12 protein-coding genes and 1 pseudogene are annotated in these 16,031 nt (G+C 31.0%); 1 reads left to right on the top strand and 12 read right to left on the bottom strand.

Features of this window, described 5'->3' with window-relative positions:
* Positions 1 to 46: 46 nt before the first annotated feature.
* The 11 genes from E6248_RS05660 to uxuA all read right to left on the bottom strand — a co-directional run bounded on the left by E6248_RS05660 (position 47) and on the right by uxuA (position 14,508).
* The gene (locus E6248_RS05660) at positions 47 to 706 is read right to left on the bottom strand and encodes a hypothetical protein (protein WP_316339841.1); all 660 of its coding nucleotides are present in this window, start codon (positions 704 to 706) and stop codon (positions 47 to 49) included.
* Positions 707 to 822: 116 nt separating this feature from the next.
* Complete coding sequence (locus E6248_RS05655; RefSeq protein ID WP_316339840.1) at positions 823 to 1,449, bottom strand: YesL family protein; 627 nt, start codon at positions 1,447 to 1,449, stop codon at positions 823 to 825.
* Positions 1,450 to 1,464: 15 nt separating this feature from the next.
* The gene (locus E6248_RS05650) at positions 1,465 to 3,468 is read right to left on the bottom strand and encodes a glycosyl hydrolase 115 family protein (RefSeq protein WP_316339839.1); all 2,004 of its coding nucleotides are present in this window, start codon (positions 3,466 to 3,468) and stop codon (positions 1,465 to 1,467) included.
* Positions 3,469 to 3,541: 73 nt separating this feature from the next.
* A complete protein-coding gene (locus E6248_RS05645; protein WP_316339838.1) occupies positions 3,542 to 4,396 on the bottom strand; it encodes a carbohydrate ABC transporter permease in 855 nt (284 codons plus the stop codon).
* A gap of 2 nt (positions 4,397 to 4,398) precedes the next feature.
* Complete coding sequence (locus E6248_RS05640) at positions 4,399 to 5,319, bottom strand: carbohydrate ABC transporter permease (RefSeq protein ID WP_396335132.1); 921 nt, start codon at positions 5,317 to 5,319, stop codon at positions 4,399 to 4,401.
* Positions 5,320 to 5,379: 60 nt separating this feature from the next.
* Positions 5,380 to 6,708 carry a sugar ABC transporter substrate-binding protein gene (locus tag E6248_RS05635; RefSeq protein WP_316339837.1) on the bottom strand — a complete coding sequence of 443 codons (1,329 nt, stop codon included), beginning with the start codon at positions 6,706 to 6,708 and terminating at the stop codon, positions 5,380 to 5,382.
* Positions 6,709 to 6,858: 150 nt separating this feature from the next.
* On the bottom strand, positions 6,859 to 8,379 hold the full coding sequence (locus E6248_RS05630) for a response regulator (RefSeq protein WP_316339836.1): 1,521 nt from the start codon (positions 8,377 to 8,379) through the stop codon (positions 6,859 to 6,861).
* Positions 8,372 to 10,126 (bottom strand): sensor histidine kinase, encoded by a 1,755-nt coding sequence (locus E6248_RS05625; protein ID WP_316339835.1) that lies wholly within the window; start codon positions 10,124 to 10,126, stop codon positions 8,372 to 8,374. Before E6248_RS05625 ends, E6248_RS05630 begins: the two co-directional genes overlap by 8 nt.
* 273 nt (positions 10,127 to 10,399) lie before the next feature.
* Positions 10,400 to 11,815 (bottom strand): glucuronate isomerase, encoded by a 1,416-nt coding sequence (gene uxaC, locus E6248_RS05620; protein ID WP_316339834.1) that lies wholly within the window; start codon positions 11,813 to 11,815, stop codon positions 10,400 to 10,402.
* Positions 11,816 to 11,828: 13 nt separating this feature from the next.
* Positions 11,829 to 13,439 carry a mannitol dehydrogenase family protein gene (locus E6248_RS05615; protein WP_316339833.1) on the bottom strand — a complete coding sequence of 537 codons (1,611 nt, stop codon included), beginning with the start codon at positions 13,437 to 13,439 and terminating at the stop codon, positions 11,829 to 11,831.
* Position 13,440: 1 nt separating this feature from the next.
* On the bottom strand, positions 13,441 to 14,508 hold the full coding sequence (uxuA, locus tag E6248_RS05610) for a mannonate dehydratase (protein ID WP_316339832.1): 1,068 nt from the start codon (positions 14,506 to 14,508) through the stop codon (positions 13,441 to 13,443).
* A 165-nt stretch (positions 14,509 to 14,673) separates the two neighbouring features.
* On the opposite strand from uxuA, the gene E6248_RS05605 reads away from it, so the two are divergent.
* Positions 14,674 to 15,567 (top strand): AraC family transcriptional regulator, encoded by an 894-nt coding sequence (locus tag E6248_RS05605; RefSeq protein WP_316339831.1) that lies wholly within the window; start codon positions 14,674 to 14,676, stop codon positions 15,565 to 15,567.
* Between the two features lie 88 nt (positions 15,568 to 15,655).
* Here the strand turns inward: E6248_RS05605 and E6248_RS05600 are convergent.
* A pseudogene (locus tag E6248_RS05600) lies at positions 15,656 to 16,031 on the bottom strand (peptide chain release factor 3); the annotation flags it as partial.

The raw sequence follows: 16,031 nt of genomic DNA, 5'->3' as shown, positions 1-16,031 counted from the left end.
GTTTTTCTCATACAATTTTCAATTCCAAAATTAAGAATAAATGTCTCTAATTAAAAAAATATTCTATTACATTTTTAATATTTTCCTTATTACTTGCTTTAGACAACACACATGCATACACTGGGCTGTAGGATGTAATCTCTGATTTCAACCATTTATCACTTAAGGATAAATCAAATTCATCATTATATATATATTTCTCATACTTAGAATAATCTTCACCTAATACATCCACCCAATTAGCAAATGCTCCTTGAGCCTTAAACTTTTTATAAGTTTCTTCATTACATATAACGATATCATTTTCTCCCATTGATGATATTGATATTATTGTTTTAATTGTTGCTGCAGAATCATCACTAGAGGAAGCTGAAATATCAATGACAACTTCATCATGTTTTCCTCTATTTCCAATACTCTCAAGTATATTTCTTTTTAATTCTTCTACTTCTTCAAATTTTTCCTGATTAGCATCTACAATAACTATAGACATCAGTGTATTTCTTTGCGAATTTTTATACATTGTTCCAATACTAATACCTATAAGCAATATTACAAATAAAATAGCTAAGACAAATCTATAATAACTCCATAGATATTCTATCTTCTTTTTTCCAGATAAGCTTTTAATCTTTTTTATTTCTAGATAGTATCTTTCCTTTTTGGTTAAATCAGATTCATGCTTATTTTCTATATCCTTATTCATTTGCACCGCTTCTTCCTATATTATAAAACTCTTTATTATTTCAAAATATTATCTACATCAAACATATTTCTTTAATTCTGCTTCAATCTTCTAGTTTATTCTTTAATAATCAGTATTTATTTAGGAATATATCTCTCAAATAATTTTTGGAAAATATGGGTGCTTAACCATGCAAATAATGAAAAACCTATTACAATGTCTATAAATACAGCTAACATAAAGTTTTGCGATGGTAGAAAAATTCCCCCCCATGGTCCTAATGCAAAAATAATTATTAAAATTGTGTATGGAAGATGTGCTATCGACATCTTAAAAGAATTAATTATTGTCTTCTTTATGCTATTTTTGAAAAATGACATAACCGGAAATACATAACATGTAGTACTTAACAAAAAAAATGCAATCAATATAAAAGGAATAACTAAAAGTTTTGCAACTCCAGATTGCACATGACTACTAAAATAAAAATCAAAATATAAAATAGCACTTACCAATACGATAATTCCCCAAACTATTGTAGCTTGTAAAAAATTCTCTTTGAATGAATGAAAAAAGCTTCTGAAAATATAAGGGTCTTCACCTTTTTCTATCTTCATTAATACATAGTAAAGTGCCGTAGTAGAAGCTCCAATGGTAAACACTGGAATACAACAAATAATCCATAAAATATTTAACAAGGTAAGATCTCCAACCTTACTGAGAAAGTTATATAATTTTCCATCGATAGCAAATATTTTTTCCATACTTTTTCCTCCAAATTAACTCCATTTTTCTTCCATTAAGGAAAATAATTCTTCATCCTTTAAATGATTTTCCATATTCATAATCAGCATAACTCTACGATCTTCCTCTGAATATAGGAAATCCCTCTGCCATTTATAGAAATGAGGTCCATCACCTAAGTTTCGAAGATATCCCATAAGGCTTGCAAGTACCCATGCAGTTTGTTTTACATCTGCTAAACATTCATTTGCATAGAAATTATGCCACTTTCCATGTTCACAGTTTCTCATAGCTTTATCTGCATTAAGATATTCTTTTCTCGCCTTTCCTGCAAAATAAAAAGCTGACTGATAATCCCTTTCCATAGCTTTCAATATTGATTTACAGGCTTCATAAGCTCCTAAAAAGCAATGATAATGTATTTTTGATTGTAAAAGGATAGAATCCCTAAACAGACTTTCTTCTTTCTCTTCCAATGAAATTGCTGTTTTTTCACATTTTTTCATATATTCTAAGTATCCACACTTGGCTTTATGACATAATTTTTGATACCATTCCACCTGATCTTTCAATGTCACTCCATCTGTTGCCCATAACAGTTCTTCAGCTCTTTCCTGTTTATTTTTCATATATTGTGATATTAAAATACGTGCAACATGATTAGAAAACTGCTCTCCTGAATGCTCATCTTCATTTTCTCCATATGCTAATGAATAATCATGATATTCCTTCAAACGATTTATTACCTCATCTGCATGTTTATATCCATAATATTGTGATACATAACGTTTTCTATGTTCTTCTACATTCACGCATCCATTTTTCCATATTTCTGATATAAAATCTAGAAAATATACATGTGGTTTTACATTAGAACAATTCACAATCCAAAAATCATCTACACTATGTTGCAATACATCATCAAGTTCTTTTTGTACGAACTCTGGAGGATTTGGAAGCATAGTAATATGGTTAGCTGCTTGTAAATCATAAAAAGAAACATGATAGTAAATCCCATGACTTCCATTGTCTCCTTTATCAGGTAGTGCATAAATCCTAGGATTATGGTTTTCCTGACGTCTACTAACCATTTTCCCAAATCCATTATCCGCCCAAATCTTTATAATATCATTAGGAAGTTTTAGACATCCTTCTCTGTAAAGCTCCATTGTTTCCCCATATAAATTAGTACTACAAACCGCATTTGGTATTACTTCTTTTACCATATCATACTGAATTTTAATAAGTTTACTCATTAGTTCTCCACGAGCTTTATTAGTCTGATACCTTGGATCATTATCCCAAAATGGACAATCTCCTTGCCCTCTAAATCCTAGATTCCAGATAACTTTCATATTTTTTTGGGATTCAATTCCTTCCCTCCATAATTGTTGAAACTTTTCTGAATGCTCTTCATAAGATGGATTTAAATCTGGAAAAACACGAGCAAACATATCTGCTCCTAATGGCTCAGCATGGTGATGGGTTATAGTAAGCCCCATATCAGAAGCTAACTTACGATAAATTTCAGAATTCCTATCTGTACCAGGAATCGCCATGTTACCCCCAAGTCGTAAAAGGGATTCAAATACCATTTCCCATGGTTCTTCTCTTCGGCGATTTACACTCCAAGTATGAATTAATACTTCATCATTTACAAACCAACCTCTGTACTTTACTTTAAATGACTCAGAATGATAGTTGTATCCTTCTGGCACAGTATAATCTTCCTTTGGTATTATTTCTTGATCATTCCAAAACCAAAATGGTGTAATTCCAAGAATTCTACAACTAATTTCATAAATACCATATATAAATCCCATTTCGTCTGACGCTTGAAGTTCTAGCTTGTTTTCATTACAATTTAACTGGAAACACTCTTTTTCTTGTTTTCCTTTTATAAGATAAATTGCCATTCCTTCATTTTCTGTTTCTATACAGGCTTTGTAAATATCTCTTTTTAAAGCCTTTATTGCCCATTGTACAGGCTTTTCATGTATTTCGGATATAATCGTAGTATTTCTATTAATTCCCAACATATGCATCTCCTTTTATGCAAGAGATGGGCTGCTACAATTACTTTTATGCAACAACCCAATTACCTCTATTACTTTAACCTTTAATACCATCCATAGCTATACCGTCAACCAGGTATCTTTGGAAAATAATAAAAAATACAAGAACTGGAAGTAGCGATATTACTGACATTGCAAAAAGTCCACCATAATTATTATAAGAGTTAGGGTCTAGATACATATTTAAAGCAAGTGAAATAGTGAATTTACTTGTACTGCTCATAAATATCAATGGCTGGAAGAAATCTTGCCAAATCCAGTAAAAAGCAAATATTGATGCTGTAACAATGGCTGGCTTTACTACCGGTACTAAGATTTTGAATAAAGTTGCAATCTTTCCACAACCATCAATTTCAGCTGCTTCATCTAATTCTTTAGGAATACCACGAAAGAACTGAACCATAAGGAATATAAAAAACGCGCCTCCAAAGAACCAAGGAAGAATTAATGAAGTTCTTGTATCAATCAAGTTCATTTTCTTTAAAATAATATACTGAGGAACCACCATAACTTGTGGAGGAATCATCATAGTAATCATTACACATCCGAACCAAAACTTAGAACCTTTGAAATTAAGTCTTGTAAAGGCATATGCTGCAAATAAAGATATAATTACGCATCCTACCATTCCTATGATCGTAACCAATACAGTATTCATTAAAAATGTTGTAAAGGGAACACCACCCACACCACTAAATCCACTTTTATAATTGGTTGCAACATCCCATACCTTAGGAATTAGTGAATATGCATCCTGGAACATTGTTTCATTACTTTTAAATGAACTTGCCAGAAGCCAAAGCAAAGGATAGATCATGAAGAATCCTAGTACAATAGCTCCAACATGAAATATTGCGGAATTTATTGCCTTTTTTTGTTTTCTTCCTATCATTTTTAATCATCTCCTCCTTCTTCGTAATGAACCCAGTTATTTTGTGTTTTAAATAGAACTACTGTAAATACTCCAATAATTAATACTAGTACCCATGCTAATGCACAACTATATCCCATATCAAAGAAAGTAAATGCTCTATTATATAAATATAAGACATAAGATAATGTGCTATCAAGTGGACCCCCATCTGTAATGACATAACTTTCTGTGAATACACGGAATCCATTAATAATTTGAAGAATTAAATTAAAGAATATAGTAGGTGTCAACATAGGAATTGTTATCTTAGTAAATGTTTGCCAAGGTTTTGCTCCATCAACCATAGCAGATTCATATAAAGAATTAGGAATTTGCTTCAATGCAGCGAGAAAAATTAGCATTGATGAACCAAACTGCCATACCCCCATGAGAATAATAACTGCTAACGCTGTCTTTGGATTTCCAAGAAAAGATACTTTCTGTTCTATTCCAAACATAGCGAGAAGAGACATAATAACTCCTTTATTTCCAAAAATCTGTTTCCATACAATAGATACTGCAATACTTCCTCCAATGATTGATGGAATATAATACAAAGTTCTATAAATTCCAAGTCCCTTATGCTTCTTGTTTAACAGCATAGCTATAAATAATGCAAACACTAAACGTAATGGAACTAAAAATAATACATATACGAAAGTTACCTTTAGTGCTTGGAAAAATGTTTTATCTTGTGTAAATATTCTAATATAGTTTGAAAGCCCTATAATTTTAGGAGTGTTTAATAAATTAAAATCTGTAAATGAATAATATATAGAAATTAGCATTGGTATTAACCACATTAATAAAAATCCAAATAGCCATGGAGAAAGCATCAAATAGCCTATAATATTATCTTTACTTTTATATTTTGTTTTAACTAAAGCTTGTTTCCCTTTCACTTCTTGACCTCTTTTCTCAAAAAGAGAGGATGGTTTAGCATACCTCTCTTTTAGCATTTTCTATTTGTTATTTCTTTCTAAAATTGCATTTGCTTCTTCTCTGAAAGTCTTAGCTGCATCTTCTGCTGTAGCTTGTCCATAGAATACGCTGTTAGCAGCCATATCAAAAGCTTTATTTATTTCAGAAATTCCTGCTGGATCTGGAGCAGGTGTGTTACCACAAAGCTCTGTTGCTTTATCTACATATTGGAACATTTCTACTTGTTGTTGATTCATTTTTCCGGAATCTACCATATAATTTCTAATTTCAGAAGATACTGGAGTACCTCTTTCTGCCATTATTATATCGTTTGCTTCTTCTGAATTTATAAACCAGTTAATAAATTCTGCACATTCATCTTTTACTTTTGATGTTTCTGCAATAGAGAAGAACATACCTGGTTTAATCCAAAGTCCCATATCTTGTGAATCATTAGCTAAAGGTGGAGTGGCAATTTTTAGTTTATCGTTTACCTTTGACATTCTAGAAGTATAGTTATTCCAGTCAAAATTAAATGCTCCATCTCCAGTCACTATAGGACCTGCTTCTTGTCCAAGAGAAACAATTTGTGCCATTTCATCTGGATCTGGGCTTGCATTTTTATCCATCATATCTTTCCACATTTGGAAGAAGTCAGCAGCAATTGAATCGTCTTCATATCCTAATGCTGTTCCTTTTTCATTGAAAAGAGTTTTTCCATGTTGTCTTACCCAGTAATTAAATATGTTAGTATCACTTGCTACTCCTGCAGAAGCCATAGCACTTGGTTTTCCTGTTGCATTTGATACTTTAACACTAGCTTCAACAAAATCATTCCAAGTCCAATCGCTAGTAGGCTCTTTTACCCCTGCCCCTGCAAGTACATCTGGATTATATCCTACAGAAATCAATGAACTTGATAAAACAATCCCTGCCATCTTATCGTCGATTTTTCCTGTGTTTAAAATTTTATCATCTATATTTTTTGTATCGATTGTTCCATTATCTATATATTCTTGAAGGTCTGCAATTGAGTTATTCTTTGCATATGTTGAAATATACAAATAATCCATTTGTACTATATCAGGCATAGACCCTGAAGCTGCTTGAGTAGATAGCTTATCAAAGTAACCATCCCAGCCTGAAGGAATAGCTTCGAATTCTACATCTGGATGAGATTGAGTATATAAATCTAATACTTTCTGCGTAGAATCATGCCTTCCTTGACCTCCCCACCAAGTAATTTTAATTTTTGTTTTTTCATTACCTTTTTCTGCACCTTCTGTGCTTTGATTACCGCATGCTACCAATGATAATGCCATACTTGCAGCAATTGTTAATGCTGAAATCTTTTTCATTCTTCCTTTCATAACTTTCTCTCCTCTTCATAAATTCATTACTTTCACTTAATGTTATCATTTACATTTTTATTATAATAAAATTTTATAGTAGTTTAAATGTAATAACCCGAGTAATGATTTGAAAAAAACCGACTTTTATTTATAAATAAAAGTCGGTTTTTATTTTTTATTTATTAATTTTTCACGAAATTCTGATGGTGACATTCCTGTTACTTTACGAAAGGCTTTTGAAAAATACTGCCCATCTGGTGAATATCCAACTAACTCCGCAAGTTGTGATATCTTCATTTCTGAATCATACTGTAGTAACCTTTGAGCTAAGGCAATTCTCTGATTCAGTAAAAATGTAGAAAATTTCACTTTACGATTTTTTGCAAATATTCTTCCGAAGTAATCCTCATTCATGAACAATACCTCTTTTGCAAGGAATTGAATGCTCATCTCAGGGTATTGAATATATCTATAAAAAGCTAATAAAATATTTCTCACTCGTTGTTCTTCTTTACACTTCCCAAATTCCACATTCTTATTATGAACAATAATGCCTACAATATCCTCTATAAGTTTCCAATCAGTATCTTCTTTTCCTTCTAAAATGCTCCAATCTGATTGCCATGTATGTCCATATAAAATTTTAATAATCACTCTGCAACTTTCTACCTTCTTTTGAAATGTATCTCCCCTTAGGTTCATTTTTATAAAAGATAAGTAAACTTCAAATAAAATTTGTGCATAATCATCTGTTTTCTGAATACGTTCACAATCTATCAAATTCGAAGTTTCATATTTTATTTCTTTAAATAATTCATAATGCAGTAACCTGTCTTTCGTCTCACTACTTCCAATTCGATAGAGCTCTTGTATCTGTGTGTAAAGTTTATCTACATCCCTTAAGTCTCCAATTTCGCTAACAGCAACCTGTATATCTGAGTTTTTTACTCTTTTAAACTCTTGTTTTATCCTGATAACTGCTCTTTCTATTATTTCTATACTCTCGATTTCGATTAAAAACAAAACATCCTTTTGAATAGCTGTTGATAGAAGAACCTTATTTTTCCCTAATACTTCTCCCAAAATATTTCCTATTATAAACTGTTCTAAGTTATTAAATGGAGTTAAACTTCTTAAAGAAATAACCTGAATCTTTTTCTTTTCATCTTCCACTTCTTTTAGAAATAATTGATAATCATCTTTTAATTGTTCTCTTGCCAATAGAATATTTTGAAATACCTGGTCTTTTGCTCTCTGTAATAATTGGGGTACTGTACTATAATATTCCTTCTCAATATTCCTTTTTTCTCTCTTTTGGTTAATTTCCTTTTTAACCTTATTAATAATACTTACAATCTTACTTTCATCGCATGGCTTTAGAATATAATGACGTACTCCTTCTTCCATGGCCTGGCTAGTGAATTCATATTCTCCATATCCAGATAAAACAATAAATTCAATGTCTTGAAAATTACTTTTTACTTTACGTATTAAACTAATTCCGTCCATTACCGGCATTTTTATATCAGTTAATACAATATCTGGAATAGTCTTTTGAATTTTATCATATCCATCCATTCCATTCCACGCAGTCCCAACAAGTTCTATATCATAGTCAGACCATGGTATAAATTGTGCCATCCCCTCTCTTTCAATCTCTTCATCATCTATAATTAATAGTTTATACATGCTCTCCCTCCATTTCTATTTTGGGTATACGGATATGGATTTGGGTTCCCCTTCCAAGTTTACTTTCCATAATAAACTCGCTATCTTTATATGTAATTTTCAACCGTTCCTTAATATTTTCTAACCCAATCCCATTTCCTTTTGGTTCAAAGTTACCTGCACTTATCCTTTCTAATTCTTCTTGACTCATCCCTTTGCCTGAATCCTCAACTTCAATTAATATAGTATCTTTTTCTTCTATAGCTCTTACCTTTACATGACAACAGTCTAAGGAATTTTCCACTCCATAGTAAATTGCATTTTCTATTAAAGGTTGTATAATCATACATGGAATCATATATCCATCTAATCTTCCTTCTGTTTCAATGGTAAATTCAACCCTACCTTGATAACGATACTTCTGAATTGTAATATATCCTTTTGCAACCTTTAACTCTTCTTCCACTGTTGTATATGGATTTTTGGAGAAAGAAGCCCTCAAAAGCTGACCTAATTCCATAATAACTTTTACTGCATCTTCATTTCGCTCCCCTCTTACCATCCAATTTAATGCATTTAGTGTATTATATAAAAAATGTGGATTAATCTGAGCTCGTAACATTTTATATTTAGTCTTCTGCAATAACAACTCTTTCTCATAATTTTCATGGATAAGAACATCTATTTTCTCTAACATAACTTGAAATTCTTGTGCCAAAAATCCTACTTCATCATTTTGGATCCCATATTTCAGCACTAATTTTGCTCCCTGAAAATCTCCTGTCTCTACAATCCTCATAGATTCCGATAACCTATTTAATGGTCTAGTAATAATAACGGATACCTTTTTCATTGCTATTAACATAAGAATAAAAATTATAACAAAACCTACTAATAGCGAATATCTTACCATCACTGTTTGACCATATATTTCTGTATAAGGAAATAGATTTACATACATCCATCCATTAATGCTAGATTTCAAATAACACATAAAGTATTTTTGTCCATTTAATCTAATAATTTCATATCCCTTAGTTTGATCCAAAGAAGGAAGTTTTGGAATTTCTACTTCTTTGTCCTGATATATAATTTCATCTTCCGAATATACAAATAATATTGGATGTACTGCTTCTAGACTATCAATCTTCTCTTCAATTACCCCTGTTACATCACTAGTTAAAATTATAGAACCTAGATAATCTAGAGTTGCATTCTTCCATTTCATAATATCTCTTCCCGAAAGCAGATATGGATATTCTTTTGAAGGATTCTTGGAAGCATACCCCCCTTTTTTTTCTTGAAATTGAGAGAGAATATTATTTTTTGTATTTTTATTTAAGATTCCAGTATCTGTTCCTACCTTAATCTCTACTTGTTTCTTATCTGTATAAATAATATTTTTTATCAATGGATGTAAATTTAAATCTTCCATAATTATTCCACGTAGATGATATATCTCATAGGCATATTCTGCTGACATATACTTAATTGAATTCATTTTAGTCAATTGCTCTTGAACTTCGTTGCTCATAGCAATAGCGTAGCTTAAATCTTCGATTTCTTCTAAACTTTGATTCACCTGCTGAGTAAAATAATCTAATTCCTGAAAAGATTTTTCATATAGTTTTTCATCATAAATATTAAGACTTGTCTGTAATGCAATCATAGAAATAATACAGGTAATTACAGCAAAAATTGAGTATACTAACATCATCTTCCCAGATAATCTAAGATTCTTGAATCTTTCCTTCCAGCGTATCCTCATTATAATTATTTCCTCCATTTTCCCTATAAATCTCCATAATATATGCTATTTTTTATATATAGATATTAAAACCGCTCTCTTTAACAATATTAACCAAAATAAATATTATTTTCAAGTATATTTTTTATATTATTAGATAACATTTAGAATTTAACGCAAAATTTGAAATAATACCACAATTTTTGTAACTGTGGTATTATTTATTAGCTTATATAATTTTATCTCTATGCATATTTTAACTCGTATTTCTTAATTAAATTATTCATTTTATTATTATAAATCATCGAATAAATTAAAATATATCTTTGCATTATTATAACATATATTTTTAATCATATTCCCTAAGTATTTCATATCTTTAGGGTATTCTTCATTTTCTACAATTTTACCAATTTTATTACATAGAATTCTTCTAAAATATTCATGCCTTGGGAATGAAAGAAAACTTCTTGAATCTGTCAGCATACCTATAAATATAGAAATTAATCCAACATCTGATAATACATCCATTTGATGTTCCATGCCATTTTTATGATCACAGAACCACCAAGCACTCCCAAGTTGAATTTTTCCTTTAATCCCAGAATAATTACTTTGGAAATTTCCTGCCATGGTTGCAAGCATTTCCGCATCTTTAGGATTTAAATAGTATAATATAGTCTTTGGTAATTCATCAGTCTTATCTATTGCATTTAAAAGGCCGGAAAGCTCTGGTGCATAGTTATAATCATTTAAACTATCAAAACCAGCATTAGGTCCAATCTTTTCGAACATCCTTGTAGAGTTATTCCTAATAGCTCCTATATGAAGCTGCATAACTAAATTATGCTTTGAATATTCTTTACCTAGTTCAGTCAATAAAAAGCCTCGATACATAGCAGCCTCTGTATTCGTAATAGTACCTCCAGACATACGTTTCTTATAGATGTTATTAACTTCATCACAAGAAGCAGGTACGTAAAAATCTCCTTCTAAGCTGTGGTCCGTAACACGACATCCATTATCTACAAAATAATTAAGACATTCTTTTAATGCACTAAGAAGATCTTGAATAGTTAGCAGAACTTTCCCGTATTTTTCACCTAATTGTGATATATAATTTTGAAAATCATCCTTATCTATACCTAACGCTATTTCTGGACGAAAAGTTGGGAGTACTTCAATTTCAAAACAATCTTCTTTCAATTTTTTATGCCAAATAAGGTCATCTATAGGATCATCAGTTGTACATAAAACTTCTACATTTTGCATACGAAGAAGATTTCTAACCGAATATTCCTTGGTTTTAAGCTTTGCATTACATTCATTCCAAATTTCACTAGCAGTAGCAGGAGAAAGAGTCTTATTAATACCGAAATATCGTTTTAGCTCCAAATGAGTCCAGTGGTACAGAGGATTTCCTATAGAATTCTGTACTGTTTCTGACCATGCAAGAAACTTATTAAAAGGATCAGCATCTCCAGTAATCAACTCCTCTGGAATTCCATAAGTACGCATTGCTCTCCATTTATAATGATCACTGCCAAGCCACAAATCCGAAATATTCTCATAGCAGATATCCTCATAAATTTCTTTTGTATTTAAATGATTGTGGAAGTCAATTATAGGCATATGCTTTGCATTATTATGATATAACTCTCTAGAAGTAGCTGTATTCAATAAAAAATCATCATGGATAAAATGTTTCATTGTATTTTCTCCCTTATACGTATTTTTCAAGTGTTGCCCTTACAGCACCTATACCTGATATCATTTGTATAAAATAATCACAAACAACAGAGTCCATATTTACCTCATAGAGATTAACCCCAAAGATTTTTTCATCCATAAGGATAGGTTTTAATAATTCTTCAGCAGCTATATCATCTCCTAAATGAATATCTTTTACATACTTATGCATAGTTTCCATAAGTGGGTCTGGACTTAATTCAAATGTATTTCCATTATCATCTACTGCCATAAGATATCTTAACCATCCAGCAAAGACAAGTGGAATAAGTTTTAAATCAGCTACATCTAAATTAGGATCTTTCATATATGCTTTTATGGTTTCTCCAAAACGGATAGCTAGCTTTTGGGAAGTATCTGTTGCAATTCTTTGAGGTGTATCTGGCATAAAAGGATTGGTAATACGGATATTTAATACAGTATCAATAAATTCTTTTGGATCCAGAATCTCAGGATTAATTACAACAGGAAGTCCCTCTTTATAACCAATTCCCTCAACAAGTTTTTTCAAAGTTTTATCCTTCATCTCCTTAGAAATCAAATCATACCCAAGAATACATCCAAATACTGCTAAAGCAGTATGAAGAGGATTTAAACAAGTACAAACTTTCATCCTTTCTACTTTATCTACCGTTTCACGATTAGTAAAAATAATTCCATCTTTTTCTAAATTAGGACGTCCATTTGGAAAAGAATCTTCAATTACTAGGTACTCACATTCCTCTGCATTGACAAAAGGTGCTACATAAGTATTTTTACTTGTAATAATAGGTTCAAGTTCTTCTGTGCCATCTTTTTTCAAAATTTCTTTTACAGATTCATTAGGTCGAGGAGTAATTTTATCAATCATAGTCCATGGAAAAGATACCTTTTTAGGGTCATTGATATAATCAACAAACCCTCTGTCAGCAAGTCCCCTTAATGCCCATTCTTTAGCAAAAGCTGATACAGCTTCATATAATTTTGTTCCATTGTGAGAACAGTTATCCATGCTAACCATGGCAATTGGCTTTTTACCAGATAGAAAACGTGAATATAGAAGTGATACTACCTTGCCCATATAACTTTCTGGCTTATTCGGTCCTTTTCCCATATCATTTATAATTGAAGGAATCATATTTCCACTACCGTCCATAAGACTATATCCTTTTTCTGTAATAGTGAAACTCACCATTTGGAGAGAATCTTTTTCAAAGATTTCTTTTAAACGATTAAAATGTTTTTCATTTTCATAATTCAATGTAAGAGATTCTACAATACTTCCTACAACTGTTTTCTCTATTGAACCATCTGACTTCAAAGTAACTAAAATGCTGTAATTATCATGGGGATAATTCATCTTTTCAATAATTTCATAATCATATCCTTCAGCAACAATTAATCCCCTATCAATGATATCTTTATTTAGAAGATTCTGAACTACATTTGCCTGAAAAGCTCGAAATATATTACCGGCACCAAAATGAATCCAATGAGGATTTTCCTTTGTTTTTTCAATTACTTCTTTTCTGTTATATTCTGGAAGAGAATAACCTTTTGCTTTCCATAGTTCCCTATTGGATAATCCATCTTCATTTAGTTTCATGTTATTTTGCCCCTTTCTCAATTGCTTCCCAGAGTCCATTCAAATATGTAGCACCAAGTGCTCTGTCATAAAGCCCATATCCAGGCATTGCAACTTCATCCCAAATCATTCGTCCATGGTCAGGTCGAATAGGACCAGTAAATCCAATTTCATAAAGTGCTTTCATAATTTCATACATATCGAAAGATCCATCTGAGGAAAGATGTGCTGATTCTTCAAAATCTGTAGGAGTATTAAATTTTAGATTACGTACATGTGCAAAATGAATTCTTCCTTTTAGTGAACGTATCATATCTGGTAAATTGTTTTTAAGGTTAGTTCCGTAAGAGCCAGAACAAAAAGTAACACCATTATGTGAATTATCAACCATATTTATCATCTTTAAGATATTTTCTTTACTAATTATAATACGTGGAAGTCCAAAAACACTCCATGCGGGATCATCTGGATGAATCGCCATATTAATGTCGTATTTATCGCATACTGGCATAATACGTTCTAAGAAGTATTTCAAGTTTTCAAATATTTTATCATCATCTATATCTTTATACATATCAAATAATTCTTTTATTTTTACCATACGTTCTGGTTCCCATCCTGGCATTACAACACCATTGGTATCTTTAGATATTGAATCAAACATATTTTCTGGATTTAATGCATCTACAGCTTCTTGATTATATGCAAGAACAGTAGAACCATCTGGTCTTTTACGTGCTAATTCTGTACGTGTCCAATCAAATACAGGCATAAAATTATAGCATACAAGATGTATATCTTCTTTTCCAAGGTTCTCTAGGGTTTCAATGTAATTCTGAATATATTTATCTCTCTCAGAAGTTCCTGCTTTTATAGCATCATGTACGTTTACACTTTCAATCCCTGCTACGCTAAGACCTGAAGCTTCAACTTCTTCTTTCATTTTTCTAATACTTTCACGACTCCATACTTCTCCAGGCGTAGTATCATAAAGTGTAGTAATTACCCCAGTTACTCCAGGGATTTGTCTAATTTGTTTTAATGTAACGGTATCAAATCTTGAACCAAACCATCTTAAAGTCATTTCCATAATTTATTGTTCCTTTCTAAAAAACATATTATATTTACAATTTATAGTTCATTTACAATTTATTATAAAGTTTTTAGTTAAAAATCCAATTGATAGAATTGTTATCTACATTGCAAAAGTTGCTATCCAATGATAATATTAAACAAAGCGAAAGGAGAAAATAAGATGAAAAGAAATTTACAGACTAAATTCATTACTAGGCAGTATATGCTTTCTAAGGACTTTGAAATTTACTATTATAATGATTACCAATATAATGACTGTCAATTATCTAATATAAAAAGTCACAAGCATAACTATTATGAATTTTATTTCTTTTTGGAAGGAGATGTATTTATACAGATTGAAGATAAGATATATCCATTAAAATACGGCGATGTAGTACTTATTCCCCCAAATGTAAAGCATAATGCAATAATTAATAGTACTAAATATCCATATCGTAGATTTGTGTTTTGGATCAGTGAAGAATACTGTAACCAGCTCCTACAACTTTCATCCTCCTATGGATATTTAATGCAATATGTACTTATTTCAAAACTATATATATTTCATAATGACATCATTACATTTAATATGATTCAATCTAAAGTTTTTCATCTCATAGAAGAAATACATTCACAACGGTTTGGTAAAGAAGCGAAAATATCCCTCTGTGTCAATGACTTAATTCTATATCTTAACCGTATTGTATATGAACAGAATAATCCTAAGAGCCCAAAAGAAGAACAAAGTCTATATGAAAACTTAATTTATTATATTGAAGAGCACCTTGAAGATGACTTATCCCTCGAACGATTAGCAAATGAATTCTATGTAAGTAAATATCATATAGCCCATACATTTAAGAAAAACATTGGTCTTTCCATTCATCAGTATATTTTAAAAAAACGAGTTTCTGCATGTAGGAATGCTATCTTGAACAACACAGAAATTAGCGAGGCTTACCTATTATTTGGATTTAAAGATTATTCTAGTTTTTACAGGGCCTTTAAAAAGGAATATGGTATATCACCAAAGGAATGTAAAAATATGAACAAATTAATTTTTAACCAATAGAATTCTTCGCTGTACGGTAGCTATTTTTAGCTAAAAAGGAGCCGTGCACTAATTATTTAGTGCGACAGCTCCATTTTTATCTTAAAATTTATTCTTCGCTTTTACCTACACCTGAAAGTATTAAGCCCTTATTGTGATCTAGAGCCCAGCTTATTCCCCAGTCGTTTTGGAATATAAGAATATTTCTATCCTTAAAGTCCTTAACTTTCTTAGTGTCTGATGTTAAGTTTAATTTATCCATATCAATGTCTTTATTTTCTATCCATCTTACATATCTAAATGCAAGTCTATCCATTTTAATATCAACATTGTATTCATGCTTTAATCTGTATTCTAAAACTTCAAATTGAAGTACACCTACAACCCCAACTATTATTTCTTCCATTCCTATGAATGATTCTTTAAATACTTGAATCGCTCCTTCTTGAGCTATTTGAGTAACACCTTTTACGAATTGTTTTCTC

The sequence above is a fragment of the Clostridium sp. genome (genome assembly GCF_032552055.1).
Classification (GTDB): Bacteria; Bacillota; Clostridia; order Clostridiales; family Clostridiaceae; genus Clostridium.
The sequence above is the reverse complement of the archived record's forward strand: the minus strand, read 5'-3'. Positions and strand labels throughout refer to the sequence as shown.

Excerpts from the sequence above, each read along its gene's own strand:
- E6248_RS05660 (WP_316339841.1), bottom strand. The coding sequence starts at position 706 with ATGAATAAGGATATAGAAAATAAGCATGAATCTGATTTAACCAAAAAG.
- E6248_RS05655 (WP_316339840.1), bottom strand. The coding sequence starts at position 1,449 with ATGGAAAAAATATTTGCTATCGATGGAAAATTATATAACTTTCTCAGT.
- E6248_RS05650 (WP_316339839.1), bottom strand. The coding sequence starts at position 3,468 with ATGTTGGGAATTAATAGAAATACTACGATTATATCCGAAATACATGAA.
- E6248_RS05645 (WP_316339838.1), bottom strand. The coding sequence starts at position 4,396 with ATGATAGGAAGAAAACAAAAAAAGGCAATAAATTCCGCAATATTTCAT.
- E6248_RS05635 (WP_316339837.1), bottom strand. The coding sequence starts at position 6,708 with ATGAAAGGAAGAATGAAAAAGATTTCAGCATTAACAATTGCTGCAAGT.
- E6248_RS05630 (WP_316339836.1), bottom strand. The coding sequence starts at position 8,379 with ATGTATAAACTATTAATTATAGATGATGAAGAGATTGAAAGAGAGGGG.
- E6248_RS05625 (WP_316339835.1), bottom strand. The coding sequence starts at position 10,126 with ATGAGGATACGCTGGAAGGAAAGATTCAAGAATCTTAGATTATCTGGG.
- uxaC (WP_316339834.1), bottom strand. The coding sequence starts at position 11,815 with ATGAAACATTTTATCCATGATGATTTTTTATTGAATACAGCTACTTCT.
- E6248_RS05615 (WP_316339833.1), bottom strand. The coding sequence starts at position 13,439 with ATGAAACTAAATGAAGATGGATTATCCAATAGGGAACTATGGAAAGCA.
- uxuA (WP_316339832.1), bottom strand. The coding sequence starts at position 14,508 with ATGGAAATGACTTTAAGATGGTTTGGTTCAAGATTTGATACCGTTACA.
- E6248_RS05605 (WP_316339831.1), top strand. The coding sequence starts at position 14,674 with ATGAAAAGAAATTTACAGACTAAATTCATTACTAGGCAGTATATGCTT.